16 protein-coding genes are annotated in these 18,411 nt (G+C 71.0%); 11 read left to right on the top strand and 5 right to left on the bottom strand.

Features of this window, described 5'->3' with window-relative positions; genetic code table 11:
• Window positions 1–602 (bottom strand): hypothetical protein (locus CRP55_RS38070; protein ID WP_179855506.1); only part of this gene is annotated, 602 nt, incomplete at its 3' end.
• Window positions 603–706: 104 nt separating this feature from the next.
• Between CRP55_RS38070 and CRP55_RS38075 the strand changes: the two genes are divergently transcribed.
• Window positions 707–1,258 carry a YbaK/EbsC family protein gene (locus tag CRP55_RS38075; RefSeq protein WP_097326861.1) on the top strand — a complete coding sequence of 184 codons (552 nt, stop codon included), beginning with the start codon at window positions 707–709 and terminating at the stop codon, window positions 1,256–1,258.
• A 25-nt stretch (window positions 1,259–1,283) separates the two neighbouring features.
• Here the strand turns inward: CRP55_RS38075 and CRP55_RS38080 are convergent, their stop codons facing one another.
• From CRP55_RS38080 to CRP55_RS38095, 4 genes are read right to left on the bottom strand one after another with little or no spacing between them, the layout of a single operon-like run.
• Window positions 1,284–1,925, bottom strand: a complete 642-nt coding sequence (locus CRP55_RS38080; RefSeq protein ID WP_097326862.1) for a DsbA family oxidoreductase — start codon at window positions 1,923–1,925, stop codon at window positions 1,284–1,286.
• Between the two features lie 11 nt (window positions 1,926–1,936).
• Window positions 1,937–2,371, bottom strand: a complete 435-nt coding sequence (locus tag CRP55_RS38085) for a SufE family protein (RefSeq protein ID WP_097326863.1) — start codon at window positions 2,369–2,371, stop codon at window positions 1,937–1,939.
• A 13-nt stretch (window positions 2,372–2,384) separates the two neighbouring features.
• Window positions 2,385–2,777 carry a CBS domain-containing protein gene (locus CRP55_RS38090; protein WP_097326864.1) on the bottom strand — a complete coding sequence of 131 codons (393 nt, stop codon included), beginning with the start codon at window positions 2,775–2,777 and terminating at the stop codon, window positions 2,385–2,387.
• 28 nt (window positions 2,778–2,805) lie between these two features.
• Window positions 2,806–4,539, bottom strand: coding sequence for a proline--tRNA ligase (locus tag CRP55_RS38095; protein ID WP_097326865.1), 1,734 nt, complete (start codon window positions 4,537–4,539; stop codon window positions 2,806–2,808).
• Window positions 4,540–4,680: 141 nt separating this feature from the next.
• Between CRP55_RS38095 and CRP55_RS38100 the strand changes: the two genes are divergently transcribed.
• From CRP55_RS38100 to CRP55_RS38145, 10 genes are all read left to right on the top strand, one after another.
• The gene (locus CRP55_RS38100) at window positions 4,681–5,454 is read left to right on the top strand and encodes an SGNH/GDSL hydrolase family protein (protein WP_097326866.1); all 774 of its coding nucleotides are present in this window, start codon (window positions 4,681–4,683) and stop codon (window positions 5,452–5,454) included.
• Window positions 5,455–5,475: 21 nt separating this feature from the next.
• A complete protein-coding gene (locus CRP55_RS38105) occupies window positions 5,476–6,375 on the top strand; it encodes a sulfurtransferase (protein WP_097326867.1) in 900 nt (299 codons plus the stop codon).
• A 65-nt stretch (window positions 6,376–6,440) separates the two neighbouring features.
• The gene (locus CRP55_RS38110) at window positions 6,441–8,183 is read left to right on the top strand and encodes an HSP90 family protein (protein ID WP_097326986.1); all 1,743 of its coding nucleotides are present in this window, start codon (window positions 6,441–6,443) and stop codon (window positions 8,181–8,183) included.
• Entirely contained in the window at window positions 8,183–10,963 is a 2,781-nt protein-coding gene (locus CRP55_RS53525; protein WP_097326868.1) for a hypothetical protein, read from the top strand. The genes CRP55_RS38110 and CRP55_RS53525 overlap by 1 nt, the downstream gene beginning before the upstream one ends.
• 52 nt (window positions 10,964–11,015) lie before the next feature.
• On the top strand, window positions 11,016–11,621 hold the full coding sequence (locus CRP55_RS38120) for a TetR/AcrR family transcriptional regulator (protein ID WP_097326869.1): 606 nt from the start codon (window positions 11,016–11,018) through the stop codon (window positions 11,619–11,621).
• On the top strand, window positions 11,621–12,949 hold the full coding sequence (locus CRP55_RS38125; RefSeq protein ID WP_097326870.1) for an acetyl-CoA carboxylase biotin carboxylase subunit: 1,329 nt from the start codon (window positions 11,621–11,623) through the stop codon (window positions 12,947–12,949). Before CRP55_RS38120 ends, CRP55_RS38125 begins: the two co-directional genes overlap by 1 nt.
• Window positions 12,950–12,956: 7 nt before the next feature.
• Window positions 12,957–13,835 (top strand): hydroxymethylglutaryl-CoA lyase, encoded by an 879-nt coding sequence (locus CRP55_RS38130; protein WP_097326871.1) that lies wholly within the window; start codon window positions 12,957–12,959, stop codon window positions 13,833–13,835.
• 145 nt (window positions 13,836–13,980) lie between these two features.
• Window positions 13,981–15,036 (top strand): hypothetical protein, encoded by a 1,056-nt coding sequence (locus CRP55_RS38135; RefSeq protein ID WP_143235213.1) that lies wholly within the window; start codon window positions 13,981–13,983, stop codon window positions 15,034–15,036.
• A gap of 258 nt (window positions 15,037–15,294) precedes the next feature.
• On the top strand, window positions 15,295–16,656 hold the full coding sequence (locus CRP55_RS38140) for a chaplin family protein (RefSeq protein ID WP_179855507.1): 1,362 nt from the start codon (window positions 15,295–15,297) through the stop codon (window positions 16,654–16,656).
• A gap of 226 nt (window positions 16,657–16,882) precedes the next feature.
• Window positions 16,883–18,403 carry an acyl-CoA carboxylase subunit beta gene (locus CRP55_RS38145; protein ID WP_097326874.1) on the top strand — a complete coding sequence of 507 codons (1,521 nt, stop codon included), beginning with the start codon at window positions 16,883–16,885 and terminating at the stop codon, window positions 18,401–18,403.
• Window positions 18,404–18,411: the final 8 nt, after the last annotated feature.

Here is an 18,411-nt window from a genome sequence, read left to right on the forward strand (position 1 = left end):
GACGGGGACGGGGACGGGGACGGGGACGGGGACGGGGACGGGGACGGGGACGGGGACGGGGACGGGGACGGGGACGCTGGTTCCGGCGCCGAGTTGGCGGCTGTTGCTGGCAGGGGAGCTGTGGGCGAATCGGGAGCCTGGGCTGAAGGTGGAGCAGCGGCCGCGGCCATTGCGGGAGTCGGCGCGGCCATTGCGGGAGCCGGCGCGGCCATTGCGGGAGCCGGCGCGGTCTTGGCGGCGCGGCGGCGCTCGGTGACGAAGTACGCGCAGGCGGTGGCATAGGCCGCGGCCAGTCCGAGCCCTACGTACCGCTCGGCACCGGTCTGCCAGATCGCCATCATCAGGGCCAGCTCGGCCCAGACGCCGAGCAGCACGGCATTGACCGTGTCCGACCGGTTCCAGCGGGCCGGGAAGCCCCGGCGGGCCTGCCGCCTGATCTCCACGGTGAGCGAGTGGGCCAGTCCGGCGGTCAGCAGGATGAGCAGGAACGTGGCGAACACCGAGTGTGTGCCCCCGCCCGAGGCGGCCGCGATCGCGGTACCGCCGACCAGCAGAGCCAGGCCGCTGACGGTACCTACGCGAGAGCTACGTCGTTCCTCCACAGCCTTTGTTAGTCGGCAGGATCCGGCCTCGCCTGAGGAGTAGGACACCCCGGGGTGGCAGGACTACCAGGCGGGGAGCGTATTGAGCGAGGATGGCGGGCGTGATGGGAAGCCTGAAGCTCGAACCCGCCCAGTCCCGCCCCGATCTGCTGGCCGCCCCGGTGTCGAAGGCTCTGGCCGTCTGGCCCGAGGATGCCCCGGTCGACGCCGACCAGGTGCTGGTCGCCCCGATCGACCCGGAGCTGGCCGACACGGCGGCGTTCTGCGAGGCGTACGACGTGGGTCTGGACGTCTCGGCCAACTGTGTGATCGTCGCGGGACGCCGCGGCGAGGTGACCCGCTACGCGGCCTGCATCGTCCTGGCCACCACCCGGGCCGACGTGAACGGCGTGGTCCGCCGCTATCTGGACGCCCGCAAGGCCAGCTTCGCGCCGATGGACGACGCGGTGCGGCTGACCGGCATGGAGTACGGCGGCATCACCCCGATCGGCCTGCCCGCGGGCTGGCCGATTCTGGTCGACGCGCGGGTCGCGGCCACGCCGCACGTGATCGTCGGCTCGGGCGTACGGCATAGCAAGATCGCCATCGCCGGCCCGGCCCTAGGTGCCCTGCCGGGTGCCGAGGTGATCGCCGACCTGGCGCGTCCGATCGACTAGCTTCAATCCCGTTTCACGTGGAACGTCATCGGCCGGCGTCGACGGCCTCGCGCCGGGCGATCTCCTCGAGGGCGGACAGGATCGTGGCCGAGTCCTGTGCGCCCTGGATGGCGTACTTGCCGTCCACCACGAAGAACGGAACGCTTGAGATGCCGAGCTCTCGGGCCTCGGTCAGGTCGGTCTCGACCGCGCTCGTGCCGGCGTCGGTGTCGAGATAGGCGGCGGCGGCCGCCTCGTCGAGGCCGATCGACCCGGCCACCGCGGCCAGCGCCGTGCGCGAGCCGACGTCGACGCCCTCGGCGAAGTGGGCCCGCTGGAGCGCGTCGAGCATCTCGGTCTGGCGGCCCTGATGGGCGGCCCACGCGATCAGCCGGTGACTGTCGAACGTGTTGGCCGCGACGGCCCGGTCGTAGTCGATCGTGATGCCCTCGCCGTCCGCGATCGAGGTCACGTGGCCGAGCATCTGGTCCACCCGCTCGGCGCCGCCGAACTTGGCCGTCATGGCCTGCTTGATCGGCAGGGGCGCCGGCACCGGGGCCGGGTCGAGCTGGAACGCGCGGTAGGTGACCGTGACGTCGCCCGGGTGCTCGGCCAGGGCCTTTTCGAGGCGGTGACGGCCGAGGTAGCACCACGGGCAGACGACGTCGGACCAGACCTGAATATCCACGAGACGGAACCCTAACGTGCCGCGACCTGGGCGGTGATCTGCCGCTTGAGCCGGGCCAGGATCGCCGAGCCGCCGCGGATGCGCAGCGGGCTGATCGCCTGGGCCAGGCCCATCCGCGCGTAGAGGTCGTCGGGGACGGCCAGGATCTCGGCGGTCGTCGCGCCCGCCAGGCCCTCGGCCAGGATGCCGGCGAAGGCCCGCGTGGTCGGCGCCTCGGGCGGGCAGTCGAACCAGGTGACCACGGTGTCGTCCGGCTGCACCGTCGCCTTGAGGAAGAACTGCGTCTGGCACTCGGGCACCTGCTCCATGCCGTCGTGCCCGGCCAGGTCGGCCGGGAGCGGCGGCATGGAGTCGGCGAACTCGAGCAGCATCTCGAGCACCACGTCGCGCGGCGCCGAGGCGAACTCGTCGACGATCTCGGCGAGCTTTACTGGCATGTCGGTCACGAAGTGACCTTACTCAGGCCGGCGCGGACGTCGGGAGAAGCGCCACATCGCTCAGGCTGATGATGCCGACCACCTTGCGGTCGGCGTCGCAGACCAGCAGCCGGCGGACGCCGCGCTCGCGCATCGCCTGCACGGCCTCGTCCACGGTGGCCGACTGCTCCACCATGATCAGCTCGTGCGAGGTGATGTCGCCGAGTGACGTCGTCTTGACCGGCAGATTTTCGGCGATCGCGCGCACCACTATGTCCCGGTCGGTGACCACACCGACCATCGTCGGACCGCGGGTGACCACGACGTCGCCGATGGCGCGGTCGCGCATCACCTGGGCGGCCTCGTCCAGCATCGTCGCTTCCGGCAGGTAGACGACCTGCCGGGTCATGACATCAGCGACCGACGGCCTCGCCATGCGCACACCTCCCATGTTGTGAATGGAGTTACCCGAGTGCCGACGTGATTACACGCGGTATGTCCGTGATCGGCACCTCTTCGCGGGCGCCTGTGCGGCGATCGCGAAATTCGGCGAATCCGTCGGCGAGCCGGCGGCCGACAACGACCGAGCGGGGAATGCCGATGAGCTCGGCGTCGGTGAACTTCACGCCGGGTGACACGTTCGGCCGGTCGTCGACCAGAACCCGTACACCCGCCTCTCGCAGCGCGGCCCCGAGCGACAGCGCCGCCTCGATCTGGCCGTCCTTGCCGGCGGCCACGATGTGGACGTCGGCCGGGGCCACCTCGTCCGGCCAGAGCAGGCCCCGCTCGTCGTGGTGCTGCTCGGCGATCGCGGCCACCGCGCGCGACACCCCGATGCCGTACGAGCCCATGGTCGGCCGGACCGGCTTGCCGTCGACGCCGAGCACGTCGACCTGGAAGGCCTCGGTGTAGCGGCGGCCGAGCTGGAAGATGTGCGCGATCTCGATGCCGCGGCGGATCGTGAGCGAGCCGCCGTCGCAGGCCGGGCACTGATCGCCGGCGCGCACCTCGGCCGCCTCGATCGTGCCGTCGACGGTGAAGTCGCGGCCGGCGACCACGTTGATCGCGTGCCGGCCGGGCTCGTTGGCCCCGGTGAGCCAGGCGGTGCCCGGTGCCACCCGCGGGTCGGCGAGGTAGCGCACCTTGATGCCCTGCGGGCCGATGTAACCCTTGACCAGGTCGGGCCGGGCCGCGAAGTCGTCGAAGAGGGTGGCCGTGGCCGGCGCCAGCGCGGCGTCGAGCCGCTTCATGTCCACCTCGCGGTCGCCGGGCACGCCAATCACCAGCAACTCGTCCTCAGCGCCGGGCCGGTGGACGGTGACCACGACGTTCTTCAGTGTGTCGGCGGCCGTCCAGTCGGCGCGGCCGTCGAGGGCGCGCGCGTTGGCCAGGTCGACGAGCGAGGCGATCGTCGGCGTATCGGGGGTGTCGTGCACCGAGAGGTGTTCCAGCTCACGCGAGACAGGAACCGGAGCGGGTGTGATTACCGCCTCGGTGTTGGCCGCGTACGAGCAGGACGTGCAGCCGACGAACGTGTCCTCGCCCACCTCGCTGGCGGCCAGGAACTCCTCGGAGGCGGAGCCGCCCATGGCGCCCGACACCGCCGAGACGATCGTGTGCTCCAGCCCGAGACGCGCGAACGTGCGCTGATAGGCCCGGCGGACCTCGGCGTAGGTCGCGGCCAGCGCGTCGTCGGTGAGCGAGAACGAATACGCGTCTTTCATCAGGAACTCGCGGCCGCGCAGCAGCCCGGCCCGGGGACGGGCCTCGTCGCGGTATTTCGTCTGGATCTGGAACAGCAGCAGCGGGAAGTCGCGGTAGGAGCTGGTCATGTCCTGCACGAGCAGGGTGAACATCTCCTCGTGGGTGGGCGCGAGCAGGTAGTCGGCGCCGCGCCGGTCCTTGAGCGTGAAGATGTCGTCGCCGTAGTCGGTCCAGCGGTTGGTCGTCTCGTACGGCTCGCGGGGTAGCAGCGCGGGGAACGACACCTCCTGCGCTCCGATCGCCTCCATCTCGGCCCGGACGACCGCGGCCACCCGGTCGAGGACGAGCTTGCCGAGCGGCAGCCACGTATATCCACCCGGGGCGGCGCGGCGGATGTAGCCGGCGCGCAGCAGCAGCCGATGACTCGGCACCTCGGCCTCGGCCGGCTCCTCACGAAGGGTGCGAAGCAGCAAGGTGGACATTCGCAGAAGCATGCGGAGCAGCGTAGATACCCCGGCCGGTCGGGGACCACCGCTTTAATCCGTGTCGCCATCGTCACGCTACCGACAGCCTTGCTTCGGTGGAAATGTGTTCTCCACGAGCAAACTTTAGGGCGCGTTAAGGGGGGCCGCGTGATGGCCTGGAAGAGCTTCGTGGCAATGGGGGACAGCTTCACCGAGGGGCTGAACGACGCTTATCCGGACGGGAGTTTCCGGGGCTGGGCCGACCTAGTGGCCGCCCGCATGGCCGTCGACGCGGGACCGGACTTCGGCTACGCCAATCTGGCGGTCCGTGGCAAGCTGCTCGGCCAGATCGTCGACGAGCAGCTCGAGCCGGCGCTGGCCATGAAGCCCGGGCTGGTGAGCTTCGCGGCCGGCGGCAACGACTCGCTGCGGCCCCGTGTGGACCCGTACGCGCTGGTCGATCGCATGGAGTCGGTGGTGGCGAGCGTGCGTGCCACGGGCGCCGACATGATTCTCTTCCGCTTCGCCGACGTGACCGTCAACCTGCCGGCCATGCTCGGCCGCCGCGCCGCCGTGCTCAACGACGGCGCCCGGGCGCTCGGTGAGAAATACGGCGCGTACGTCATCGACCTCTTCGCCGACGACGCCTTCCGTCACCCGCACATGTGGGCGCCGGACCGGCTTCACCTCTCGCCGGCCGGTCACCGCCGTGTCGCCGGTCACGTGCTGAACGCGCTCGGCGTCGGCTGCGACGACCAGTGGATGCTGGTGCCGCCGAACCCCGAGCCCACGCCGTGGCTGCTGGCCCGGGGCGCCGACCTGCGCTGGGCCCGCGAGCATCTGGCGCCCTGGGTCGGCCGGCACCTGCGCGGGCACTCCTCGGGCGACCAGGTTGTGGCCAAGCGCCCACAGCTCGGCCCGGTGACAGGCGACATCGCGGCCTGACGAAGGACTAGCGTGACAACCATGTCCGTTGCGAACGATCCGGCGCCGGCGCTTCAGGCGTACGCCCACCCCGACAAGCTCGTCACCACCGAGTGGCTCGCCGCCCACCTCGACACCCCGGGCCTGGTGGTGGTCGAGTCGGACGAGGACGTGCTTCTCTACGACACCGGGCACATCCCCGGCGCTGTCAAGGTCGACTGGCATCTCGAGCTCAACGACCAGCTCACCCGCGACTACCTCGACCCGGCCGCCTTCGCCGCCCTCTGCGAGGCCAAGGGCATCGGCCGCGACGACACGGTCGTCTTCTACGGCGACAACTTCAACTGGTGGGCGTCGTACGCCCTCTGGGTCTTCAGCCTCTTCGGCCACCGCGACGTCCGCCTGCTCGACGGCGGCCGGCAGAAATGGGCGGCCGAGGGCCGTCCGCTGACCCGCGACCGCACCGAGCGCCCGGCCGCCGACTATCCGGTGCCGGTGCGCAACGACGCCGAGATCCGCGCCTTCCGCGACCAGGTCATGGCCCACATCAGCAGCGGGCGCCCGCTGGTCGACGTGCGCTCCCCGCAGGAATACACGGGCGAGCTGACCCACATGGAGGCCTACCCGCAGGAGGGCGCGCTGCGCGGCGGGCACATCCCCGGCGCGGTCAGCAAGCCGTGGAAGTCGGCGGCGAACGAGGACGGCACCTTCAAGCCGGCCGACGAGCTGACCAAGATCTACCAGGACGAGCTCGGGCTCGACTCGAGCGACGACATCATCGCCTACTGCCGGATCGGTGAGCGGTCGAGCCACACCTGGTTCGTGCTGCACCACCTGCTCGGCTACCCGCAGGTCCGCAACTACGACGGTTCCTGGACCGAGTGGGGCAATCTGGTGCGGGCGCCCATCGCGAAGGGCTCGGAGCCGGGCGGCCTGAGCTGACAAAGATCGGGGCGGCCTGAAAAACCGCCCCGTTCTTGTCGGTGGGTGGCGGTACCTTGTCCGCCGTGAGCAACACGTTCCAGGTCGATCTCCGGGGCATCGTCGACCTGCTCAGTCACCACCTCTACGCGAGCCCACGCGTCTACGTCCGCGAGCTGCTGCAGAACGCGGTCGATGCGATCACCGCCACCGGTGACCTCGCGGCCGGGTCGGTGACCATGACGACCGGCGACCACGGGCTGCGCGTCGCCGACAACGGCATCGGGCTCACCGAGGCCCAGGTGCACGAGCTGCTGGCCACCATCGGCCGCAGCTCGAAACGCGACGAGCTCGGCTTCGCCCGCCACGAGTTCCTCGGCCAGTTCGGCATCGGCCTGCTCTCGTGCTTCCTGGTCGCCGACGAGATCCGGGTGCACACCCGGCGGGCCGGCGCCGAGCCCGTGCTGTGGACGGGATATTCCGACGGACGCTACGACGTCCGCGCCGGCGACGACCGCGAGCCGGGGACGACGGTCACCCTGCTGCCGCGCCGCGGCTCCGAGCACTTATTGAGCAGTACGTCCGTACGCGAGCTGGCCGAGCTCTACGGCTCCCTGCTGCCCGTGCGGGTCGAAGTGGACGGCGAGCGGGTGACCACCGGCTCGGTGCCCTGGGAGAACAGTGACGCGGCGCTGGCCGCGTACGGGGAAAAGGTCTTCGGGTTCCGCCCTTTCGACGCCGTCGAGCTCAAGGTCCCCGAGGCCGGCCTGACCGGCGTCGCCTTCATCCTGCCGACCCCGGTCAACCCGGCCACCCGCGGTGGTCACCGCGTCTATCTCAAGCGCATGCTGCTCTCCGAGAGCGTCGAGGGCCTGCTGCCGGAGTGGGCGTTCTTCGCCCGTTGCGTGGTCGACAGCACCGAGCTTCGTCCCACCGCGAGCCGCGAGGCGCTCTACGACGACGGGCTGCTCGCCGACACCCGCGACGCGATCGCCGACCAGCTGCGCGGCTGGCTGGTGCGGCTGGCCGCCACCGATCCGCGCAAGCTCGCCCAGTTCCTCGAGGTTCACCACCTCGGCGTCAAGGCTCTCGCCCTGCACGACGACGAGATGCTGCGCCTGGTCGAGCAGTGGTTCGCCATGGAGACCAACATGGGCCGGCTGACGCTGGCCGAGTTCCGCGAGCGGTACGGCGTGATCCGCTACGCGGCCACCACCGACGAGTTCCGCCAGCTCGCCGCCGTCGCCGCCGCCCAGGAGGTGGCCCTGATCAACGGTGGCTACGTCTACGACGCCGACCTCATCCGGCGGCTGGCCACAGTGGACGCCGACGTGCGGGTCGAGCGGCTCGAGCCGTCCGACCTGGCCACCCGGTTCACCGCCGTCGACACCGAGACCGAGCTGCGGCTGCGCCCGTTCCTCACCGCCGCCCAGCGCCGCCTCGACCGGCTCGGCTGCGAGGTCCAGGTCCGCGCGTTCGACCCGGCCACCCTCCCCGCGCTCTATCTGGTGAGCCGCTCGGCCGCGTTCCACGAGGAGTTCACCACCGGCCGCGACCGCGCCGACGACCTGTGGGGCGGGGTGCTCGACGCGCTCGCCCACACCGCGCCCCCCGACCGTCCACAGTTGGTGCTCAACCACCGCAACCCGTTGGTGCGGCGGGTGACCGCCCTCGCCGACCCCGAGCTGATCGGCCTCGCCGTCGAGTCGCTCTACGGCCAGGCGCTCATGCTGGGCCATCACCCGATCAAGCCGGCCGACGCCGCGCTGCTGACCACGTCGTTCCTGGGCCTGCTGGAGCGGGCCGTCCCGGGGGAGAAGGACGCCTGATGAAGACCGCCGAGGAACTCTGGGAACTGGTCGCCCAGGCCGACGACATGCCGTACGGCGCCGCGCAGATCGCGATGGTCGAGCAGATCCTGCGCCACGTCGACGCGGTGAACGATCCGCAGCTGGCCTTCGTCACCCGCATGATCGCCAGCAACGCCTACATCTACGGGGGCGAGCCGGCCAAGGCCTTCGTCACCTTCTCCTGGTGCATCGGCGATTTCGACCGCAATCCGCAGCCGTACCACCAGCGCGCCCAGCACAACCTGCTCTGGCTCTTCAAGGCCATGGTCAACGCGCTCACCAAGTTCCCCGAGGTGCCGCTGGCCCGCACGTACGCGGTGCTCGACGACATGGAGCGGCGCTACCGTGAGTTCGGCCGCGGGCTGGGCGCGCTCTACAAATACCGCTATGTGGTGGCCGACCACGTGGGCCTGCGCGACGAGGCCGACTCCTGGTACGAGAAGTGGCAGGCCACACCGCGCGACAGCCTCTCCGACTGCGTCGGCTGCGACCCCACCGACGTGGCGGCGCATCTCTCCACCCGCGGCCGGTTCGCCGAGGCGGTCGAGCACGCCCACCCGGTGCTCGAGGGCACGCTCAACTGCACCGAGCAGCCGCAGGCGATCCTCGAGGAGCTGATGGTTCCTTATCTGATGACGGGCCGGGAGTCCGACGCGGCCGACGCGCACCGCCGGTCGTACCGCCTCCAGCGGTCCAACCTGGCCGACATGGCCGACGTCGCCGGCCACATCACGTTCTGCTCCCGCACCGGCAACGAGCACCGCGGCCTCGAGATCCTCCAGCGGCATATCGACTGGCTCGACAAGGCGCCCTCGCCGTCGGCGGCGATGGAGTTCGCCGCGGCTGGCGGTCACCTGTTGCGTCGCGTCACCGAGCTGGGCCACGGCGATGCCGTCGTGCGCCGTGCCGACCGTCCCGACACCACCGCCGCCGAGCTCGCCACCGAGCTGACGGCGCAGGCGACCGAGTTGGCCGCCCGGTTCGACGCCCGCAACGGCACGACGGCCCAGAGCGAGCGCATCGCCGAGTGGCTGGCCCGAGAGCCGTTCGGCGTCGAGCTGACTTTGTCACCGACCCAACGGACCACGGCGGCCTCGGCTGCCTCCGCCTCGGCTGCGCCTGCCTCGGTTGCCTCCGCCTCACCCACCTCGCCTGCCAAAGCCGACATCTCCGATATTCCCGCTGGTTTGAGTGCGGCTGAGCTGCTCGACCTGGCCGAGGAGCATGCCGGCGACGACCGCGACGAGGCCACGGCGGCGACGCTGGCCGAGTTCGACCGGCGGTTCCCCGAGCCCAGCGGCGAGGAGGCGGGCCGGCGGGCCGCGCTCGAGGGCGCGGCCGTCGACTGGCGCGAGGACCCGGAGGCCGTCGAGCGCACCTGGCGCCGCGCGATCGACCTGCTGACCGAGGCCGGCGCGGCCGAGCGTGCGGCCGCGACCGGTGGTCGCCTCGGCATCCTCTACTGCCTGACCGGCCGGGTCGGCGAGGGCCTCGCCCTGGTGCGGGCCGAGGTGGCGCACATGACCGATCACGGCGACGACCGCCGCCGGTCGAGCGCCTGGTCGCGCCTGGCCATCGCGCAGTTCACGACCGACGACTTCGCCGCCGCCGGCCAGAGCCTCGACCGGGCCGACGAGTTCGCCCGGGCCGCCGACCTGCCCCGGCATCGAGCGGTCCACGCGGTCTGGCGCGCCCGCATCCTCATGGCCGCCGCGTCGGCCCAGGGCCAGCCGGCACAGGACGACGCGCCGCAGGGCGACGCGGGACAGGGCGACGCGGCGACGGGCCCCGACCGCCGCGAGCAGGCTCTCGCCGCGGTGATGTGGGCGCGTGACTTCTACCGGGAGCACGGCCCGGCGTCGCGCACGGCCGAGGCCGCGCTGATGGTCGCCGACCTCGCCACCGACCTCGAGCAGGTGGCCGAGGCCTTCGGTGAGGTGCTCCTGGCCGACGGCCGGCCCGAGGTGGCGCTGATGGCCCGGGCCGGTCGCGGCCGGGCGCTGCTCCACCTCGACCGGGCCGCCGAGGCCGTTCCCGAGCTGGTCGAGGCCGTCGCTCTCTGCGCCGAGCAGGACGAGGAGCAGGGCGGCGCCTTCGTCCGGCAGGACCTCGCCATCGCCTACAAGGAGTCGGGCCGCCCGGTCGAGGCGGCCGAGGTGGCCGAGGAGGCTCTGCTGCGCTTCGAGCGGCTCGGCCTCGACGCCCCGGCCGACGACGTCCGCTTCCTGCTCGCCGGGCTCTATCGCGAGATCGGCGACAACCACGGGGCCCTCGCTCTCTACCGCACGCTGATCGAGAGCCTGGCCGGCAACCCGGCCGGGCGTGGCCAGGTCGGCGAGCAGGCGGGCGGGCTGCTCTACGACCTCGACCGCGACGCCGAGGCGGCGCAGACCTTCGAGGCCGCGGCCGCCGCGCTGCACGAGGCCGGCGACCTGATCGGGGAGCTGCGCGTGCTGCGCCGGCGGGTGAGCGCGTTGCACTACGCGGACGACGCGCCGGCCGGCCTGGCCGAGGCCGACCGGGCCGAGAAGCTCTACGCCGAGCTTCCGCCCGAGTTGGCGGCCGAGCCGAACGCGATCTGGCAGCGTTCGATGGTGGCCCGTGAGGCCGCCGGCCTGTTGATGGCCCGGGGCCGGCATGCCGAGGCGGTGTACCGGCTGGAGGAGTTGCCGGAGCGTCTGCGGTCGATCGGCGCCGAGGAGGACGCCGCCACGATCGAGAACATGCTGGGGGAGGCGCGAAACCCTACCGATGAGTAGACTCCTTAACGCACGTTAAGCATTCGGCTTGACAGAGGGTTAGAGTGACCTCGTGACAACGGTTGATCAGCAGCAGCGCCCGGGGCCGCCCGCGCCCCGGCGGCGGTCGCGGCGCGACGAGATCCTGGAGATCGCGGTCGGCCTCTTCGCGGCCCGTGGGTATCACGGTGTCTCGATGGACGACATCGGCTCGGCGGCCGGTGTCACCGGCCCGGCGCTCTATCACCACTTCGCCGGCAAAGAGGCGATGCTCGTGGCGGCGCTCATCCCGGTGAGCGAGGGCCTGCTGCACGGCGGCGAGGCCCGCGTCGCGCTGCACCCCGGCGACGCCAGTGCCGCGCTTGCCGATCTGATCGACTTCCACGTCGAGTTCGCCCTGGCCAACCCGGCCGTGATCGCGCTGCACCTGCACGAGCTCGACCGCCTGCCCGAGGAGCCGCGGCGCCAGATCCGCCGGCTCCAGCGGCTCTACGTCGAGGAGTGGGTGGCCGTGCTGAGCAAGCTGCGGCCCGAGCTCGACGCGTCCGAGGCCCGGGTGCTCGCCCACGCGGCGTTCGGCCTGATGAACTCGACGCCGTTCCTGGGCGGCGAGGTCGACCGGCGCCGCCGGGCCGCGCTGCTGCGCGAGGCCACGATCCACGCGCTGACGGGGCACTGATGATCGAGTCGCTGCTCGTCGCGAACCGGGGGGAGATCGCCCGGCGGATCGTCCGGACCGCGCGGCGGCTCGGCATCCGCACGATCGTGGTGCACTCCGAGGCCGACGCCGGCATGCCGTTCGTGCTCGAGGCCGACGAGGCGGTCTGTGTCGGCCCGGCCAACCCGGCCCAGAGCTACCGCAACGCCGAGGCCATCCTGGCCGCCGCGAAATCCACCGGCGCTCAGGCGATCCACCCGGGCTACGGCTTCCTCAGCGAAAACGCCGACTTCGCCCGCGCGGTCGAGGCCAATGGCCTGATCTGGGTCGGCCCCGGTCCCGAGGCGATCGCCGCGATGGGCGACAAGATCAACGCGCGCAACATCATGGCCGCGGCCGGCGTGCCGGTCGCTCCGGGCTCGCACGATCCGGCGGCCACTGTGGACGCCGCGGTCGAGGCCGCCGCCGAGATCGGCTACCCGGTGATGGTCAAGGCTGCCGCCGGCGGTGGCGGCATGGGCATGGCGGTCGCCGACGACGAGAAGGCCCTGCGCGCCGAGTACGCCAAGGTGCGCGGCTTCGCCGAGCGCATGTTCGGCGACGGCTCGGTGCTGATCGAGCGCTACTTCCCCCGGGTGCGCCACGTCGAGGTGCAGATCCTCGGCCTGGCCGACGGCCGGGTGATCGCCCTGTCCGAGCGCGAGTGCTCGGTGCAGCGCCGCAACCAGAAACTGGTGGAGGAGACGCCCAGCCCGGCCGTCTCGCCCGAGCTGCGCGAGCGTTTCCTGGCCGCCGCGGTGCGGGCCGGCGAGGCGGTCGGCTACCGCAACGCGGGCACTGTCGAGTGCCTGCTCGACCCCGCCACCGGGGAGTTCTTCTTCCTCGAGATGAACACGCGCCTGCAGGTCGAGCACCCGATCACCGAGATCATCCACGGCATCGACCTGGTCGAGGAGCAGCTGCGGATAGCCTCCGGTGAGGCGGTCGAGATCCCCCGGGAAACCAGCGGTCACGCGATCGAGTTCCGCGTCAACGCCGAGGACCCGAAACGCTTCTTCCCCGGCCCGGGCCAGATCACCACCTGGGTCGAGCCGTCCGGTGACGGTGTCCGCGTCGACTCCGGCTACGCCGAGGGCACGGCGGTCACCCAGCACTACGACTCGCTCATGGCCAAGCTCATCGTGGTCGGCTCCGACCGGGCCGAGGCGATCGCGCGCGCCCGAAAAGCGGTCGCCGATTTCCAGATCGCCGGCCCCAAGAACAACCTGCCGTTCTTCACCGAGCTCCTGGACAACCCGGAGTTCCTGTCCGGCGACTACGACACCGGCATCGTGTCCCGAATGAGGTGATCCGCCGATGACGTCCGTGAGCATCCGAGAGGTCGCGCCGCGGGATGGACTCCAGAACGAGGAGCCCATCCCGACCGACGCCAAGGTCGCGCTGATCGACGCGCTGAGCGAGACGGGCGTCCGGCGGATCGAGGCCGTCTCCTTCGTGCATCCCAAGGCCATCCCGCAGATGGCCGACGCCGACGAGGTCTGGTCGCGGGCCAGGAAGCATCCGGAGATCCGCTACTCGGCGCTGATCCCGAACACGCGCGGCGCGCAACGGGCCCTCGCGGCCGGCTTCCGTGAGATCGAGGTCGTCGTGTCCGCCTCGGACACTCACAACCGGCGCAACCTCAACCGCTCGACCGGCGAGTCGCTCGACGACATCGCCTCGCTCGTCCCGCTGATCCACGAGGCCGGCGCGACGGTCGAGGTGATCGTGGCGACCAGCTTCGGCTGCCCGTTCGAGGGCGACATCGATCCCGACCGGGTGGCCGGCATCGTGTCCCGGGTCCGGGCCGACGGCGCCGACCGGATCGCGTTCGGCGACACGACCGGCATGGCGACTCCCCGCCGGGTCCGTGATCTTCTTTCGGCCGTCCGTCCCGACCTTCTGCATTTCCACAACACCAGAGGTACGGGGTTGGCCAACATCCTCACGGCCCTCGAGCTGGGGGTGACCGAGTTCGACGCCAGCGTGGGCGGGATCGGCGGCTGTCCTTATGCGCCCGGCGCCTCGGGAAACGTGGCGACCGAGGAGGTCGTCCACATGCTCCACGACATGGGCATCGACACCGGAATCGACCTGGACCGGCTGATCGAGGTCGCCGGGGAGGCCGAGAAACTGCTCGGCCGTACCCTGCCGTCGGGTGTTCTACGCGCGGGGCCACGAACGAGATTGGTGTGATTTCCCCCGCAGCGGGCCGCGATCATTTTTCCGATTTGCCCGCGTGACCGCTGTCCCGTCGTTTCGTTACCAATACCGAGTGGCCGATATCGCCGAATACGGCGGATCCGCCACCGGTTCGAGTCGAAACGACGAGGGGCGGAACATGACGGGACTGGGGGTCGGGCGTACGCGCACGGCGCACCTTCCGATCGTGCCGCCCACCGGCGACTCCACGCCCGTGCCGCCTCACATCCAGGGGGCGGAGTGGCGTTCGGAGGGCCGCGCACGCCGGCACACCGGTTCCCGGTGGGGCCTGCGAGTCCTCGTCGTCGGCGGCCTGGCCGGTGCGGCCTGGCTGCTCACCGGTGCCGCCGCACATGCCGCGGACCGGGTCGACGGGCCGGACGGCTCGTTGCTCGGCTCCGTCATCGGCGCCGACACCACAGCTCCGGTCACCGGTCTCCTGCAGGCGGCTGTCCAGCCGCTGGAGGCGGAACGACCGGACCATGAGCGACACCTGACCGACATCCTCGACGTTCCCCAGCGGGTTCTCTCCCATCCGGCGGAGACTGTCGACGAGGTCAGGGACGACAACACCGGGACCCCGGTGGACGCCGCCGTGAGCGACGTCGACCAGGTCCTCTCGGACGTCACCGGCACAATCCGCCTCATCGGCGGCCCGGAGACCCCGCAGCGGCTCACCGCGGTGACCGACGCTGTCACCGAGACCGTGGATCCGGACGACGATCGCCAGGAGCCCACGGAGACCGACCGGCCGCTGAAGCAGCAGCCGGACGACGAGCCGGCCGATGCCGGCCCGGCGAGCCCTGTCACGATCACCAAGGCCTCGCGGGCCCCGGTCGCCGGCCACCACGCCGCCGTACCGGTCAAGCACCGCAAGGTCTCCTCCGCACCACTGGCTCACCGGCACCACCACCACGCCCGCGCCGCTCAGGCGGCGAAGGTCGTGGCGCCGGAGCGGGCCGGGGAGGAAAGCACGCCCGGCGGTGACGAGCCGGCCGCTGTTCTGCGGCTGCGTCTCGGGGACGTCAGCGGCACTCCGACCAGTGGGTCGGGGACACCGACGGAAGGTGGCTCCGCGGCCTTCCTGCCGGCTGCGATCGCCGGCGGCACGATGGCCAGCCATCTTGCGGCGATCGCGTCCGATGTCGAGGCCCGGCAGCACGACGCCGAGGCACCGACCGTCTCACCTGACTGAGTCCAGGGCGCTCGACGACCGGCCGGCACCGCTTCGGTGCCCGCGGCCGGGCCCGATTCCCGAACCGCTTGCGAACAAGCGGCGAATCGCCGGCGCCTGGATTCACGCACCGCACCGAAGCGCCTTGTGGGCGCATGTCGACAAGCGGAGTCAGGGTCAGAAAAACCGAGCCAGGGCACCGCTGCGCCCGAAACACATCGCCCCAATTGAATACGCATGCATTTTGCCGAAACATTCTTGAAAGGCATTTCTTTCCTCATGAAGACTTGGGTTCGTAAGACTCTGAGCGTCGGCGTCCTGGCCGCTGGCGCCCTGCTGTTCGCCCCGGCCGCCGCGCAGGCCGACGTCATCCAGTCGAACGGCGACAACAACGGGATCCTCAACGGCACCCAGCTCGCCGTCCCGGTCCGCGTCCCGGTCAACGTCGTCGGCACCTCGGTCGGCATCCTGGGCGTGGCCGACTCGCGCGGCGCCGGTGTCAACCACATCGAGAGCGGCCGTCGCAACGTCCAGTCCAACGGGGACAACAACGGCATCCTGAACGGGACCCAGGCGTACCTGCCGGTCAACGTTCCGGTGAACGTCGTCGGCACGGCGGCCGCGGTCGCCGGCCACGCCCAGGCCTCCGGCGTCGGTGTCAACCAGCTCGAGGAGAGCGGCCGGACCACCGAGCACGGCTGGCGTGACCGTGACGGCGACATCCAGTCGAACGGCGACAATAACGGGATCCTGAACGGGACCCAGCTGTACGCGCCGATCGACGTCCCGATCAACGTCTGCGGCACCTCGATCGCGCTGCTCGGCGCGGCCGACAGCCGGGCGCTGTGCGTCAACAACCTGGAGAGCGGCAAGGCCTCGCGCAAGGAGAGCGTCCGTCGTAACGGCGGCGACATCCAGAGCAACGGCGACAACAACGGGATCGCCAACGGCACCCAGCTGTACGCGCCGATCAGCCTCCCGGTGAACCTGTCCGGCACCTCGGTCGCCGTCCTCGGCGCCTCGGACGCCCGCGCGGTCTCCGTCAACAAGCTGGAGAAGGGCGCCGGTCACCACGACGACTTCATCCAGAGCAACGGCGACAACAACGGCATCCTGAACGGCACCCAGATCGGTGTTCCGATCAACGTGCCGATCAACGTCTGCGGCACCTCGATCGGCATCCTGGGCGCGGCCCAGTCGTCGGCGGCGTGCGTCAACGACCTCAGCGACCGTGACGGCCGGGACCGTGGCGGCTTCTGGGGCGGCGACGACTGGGACGGCGACTGGGACGGTCACCACGGCCACGGCCACGGCAAGCCGGGTCACGGTCACGGCGACGACGACGACTTCGGTGGCGCGCAGGGCGAGGACCCGGACGACTACAAGGGCAACGGCGGCGTCAAGGGTGACGACGACCGTGACAAGCCGGGCTACAGCCAGGACGAGGAGCCCGCGGACGCCCAGGGCGAGGAGCCCATGGACGAGGAGCCGGCCGCCGGCTACACCAAGCCGGCCGCGACCGGTTCGGACACCAAGGCCACCGGTGGTCGCAAGGCCATGACCGAGGGCTCGCCGGTGACCGACCTGGCCGGGACCGTCGGCGACGCCACGGGCCTGGGCCTGCTGAACACGCTTCGCTGATCACCCGCACAGACCGGGTCGCGCCGGTCCCGGGTGCGACCCGACGACGCCAGGAGGCGTCGAGCATGAACCGGTGTCCCTCCACGGCGCCGGAGCAGTGAAACGGACGGGAGTCTCCGCAGCCGGCGGGGGCTCCCGTCCGTCGTTGCCGTGACCTTGACAGGTGAGCTACCCTAACGGTCGTTAAACCTAACGATCGTTCAGTCCGATCTTTCGGCTAGGGGGCCTGGTGGACGAGCTCGCGCAGACGCGCAAACGCGTGCTGGCCGGTGGCGCCGAGCGCTACCACGCGGCCAACGCGGCCAAGGGCAAGCTGTTCGCCCGCGAGCGCATCGCGTTGCTGGTCGACGAGGGCTCCTTCGTCGAGGACGGGCTCTACGCCAACAGCCTGGCCGACGGACTGCCGGCCGACGGCGTGATCACCGGAGTGGCGCGGCTCGACGGCCGCGACGTCTGCCTGATGGCGAACGACTCCACGGTCAAGGCCGGCTCCTGGGGCGCCCGCACGGTCGAAAAGATCATCCGCATCATCGAGCGGGCCGTGGAGTACGGCGTACCGATGATCTATCTGGTCGACTCGGCCGGCGCCCGCATCACCGACCAGGTCGACCTGTTCCCGGGCCGCCGCGGCGCCGGCAAGATCTTCCACACCCAGGTCCGCGCGTCCGGCGCGATCCCGCAGGCGTGCGCGCTGTTCGGCCCGTCGGCGGCCGGTGGGGCGTACATGCCGGCCTTCTGCGATGTCGTCGCCATGGTCGAGGGCAACGCGAGCATGTATCTGGGCTCCGACCGCATGGTCGAGATGGTCACCGGGGAGAAGACGACGCTCGAGGCGATGGGCGGGGCCAAGGTGCACTGCACCGAGTCCGGCGTCGGCCACTTCCTCTGCAAGACCGAGCAGGACGCGCTCGACGTCGTACGGACGTACCTCTCCTTCATGCCCTCCAACTGGGAGCAGCGCCCACCCGCGGCCGAGCCGAAGAGCGCGAACGGCGCCGACCTCGCCGCCATGGTCCCGGAGAGCGAGCGCCAGGCCTTCGACATGCGGCGGTACGTCAAAGGCCTGGTCGACGAGGGTTCGTTCTTCGAGATCCAGGCCCTGTGGGCCAAGGAGCTCACGATCGGCTTCGCCCGGCTCGACGGCGAGGTGATCGGCGTCGTCGGCAACAACTCGATGTTCAAGGGCGGCGTGCTCTTCCCAGACTCGGCCGACAAGGCGAGCCGGTTCGTGCAGCTCTGCGACGCCTTCAACGTCCCGCTGCTCTTCCTCTGCGACGTGCCCGGCTTCATGGTCGGCTCCGCGGTCGAGAAACAGGGCATCATCCGGCACGGGGCCAAGATGGTCACCGCGATCTCCGAGGCCACGGTGCCGAAGATCTGCGTGGTGGTCCGCAAGGCCTACGGCGCCGGGCTGTACGCGATGGCCGGCCCCGGCTTCGATCCCGAGGCCACGATCGCCCTGCCCACCGCCAAGATCGCGGTGATGGGCGCGGAGGCCGCGGTGAACGCGGTCTACGCCAACAAGATCGCCGCCCTGCCGACCGACGAGGAGCGGGCCGCCTTCGTGGCCGAGCGCCGCGCCGAGTACGAGCAGGACATCGACATCATGCGGCTGGCCAGTGAGCTGGTCGTGGACACCGTCGTCGAGCCGGGCGACCTGCGCGACGAGCTCGTCCGCCGCTACCGCGCCGCGCGCGGCAAAGATCGCGGCTTCGCCCGGCGCCGGCACGGCGTCACGCCCGTCTGAACCCTGAA

The organism is Paractinoplanes atraurantiacus (assembly GCF_900215205.1).
Taxonomy (GTDB): domain Bacteria; phylum Actinomycetota; class Actinomycetes; order Mycobacteriales; family Micromonosporaceae; genus Actinoplanes; species Actinoplanes atraurantiacus.

Bases quoted from the DNA above. Each gene is read 5' to 3' on its own strand.
- CRP55_RS38090 (WP_097326864.1), bottom strand. From the start codon at position 2,777: ATGGCGAGGCCGTCGGTCGCTGATGTCATGACCCGGCAGGTCGTCTAC.
- CRP55_RS38075 (WP_097326861.1), top strand. From the start codon at position 707: ATGGGAAGCCTGAAGCTCGAACCCGCCCAGTCCCGCCCCGATCTGCTG.
- CRP55_RS38135 (WP_143235213.1), top strand. From the start codon at position 13,981: ATGACGGGACTGGGGGTCGGGCGTACGCGCACGGCGCACCTTCCGATC.
- CRP55_RS38130 (WP_097326871.1), top strand. From the start codon at position 12,957: ATGACGTCCGTGAGCATCCGAGAGGTCGCGCCGCGGGATGGACTCCAG.
- CRP55_RS38095 (WP_097326865.1), bottom strand. From the start codon at position 4,539: ATGCTTCTGCGAATGTCCACCTTGCTGCTTCGCACCCTTCGTGAGGAG.
- CRP55_RS38125 (WP_097326870.1), top strand. From the start codon at position 11,621: ATGATCGAGTCGCTGCTCGTCGCGAACCGGGGGGAGATCGCCCGGCGG.
- CRP55_RS38105 (WP_097326867.1), top strand. From the start codon at position 5,476: ATGTCCGTTGCGAACGATCCGGCGCCGGCGCTTCAGGCGTACGCCCAC.
- CRP55_RS38100 (WP_097326866.1), top strand. From the start codon at position 4,681: ATGGCCTGGAAGAGCTTCGTGGCAATGGGGGACAGCTTCACCGAGGGG.
- CRP55_RS53525 (WP_097326868.1), top strand. From the start codon at position 8,183: ATGAAGACCGCCGAGGAACTCTGGGAACTGGTCGCCCAGGCCGACGAC.
- CRP55_RS38140 (WP_179855507.1), top strand. From the start codon at position 15,295: ATGAAGACTTGGGTTCGTAAGACTCTGAGCGTCGGCGTCCTGGCCGCT.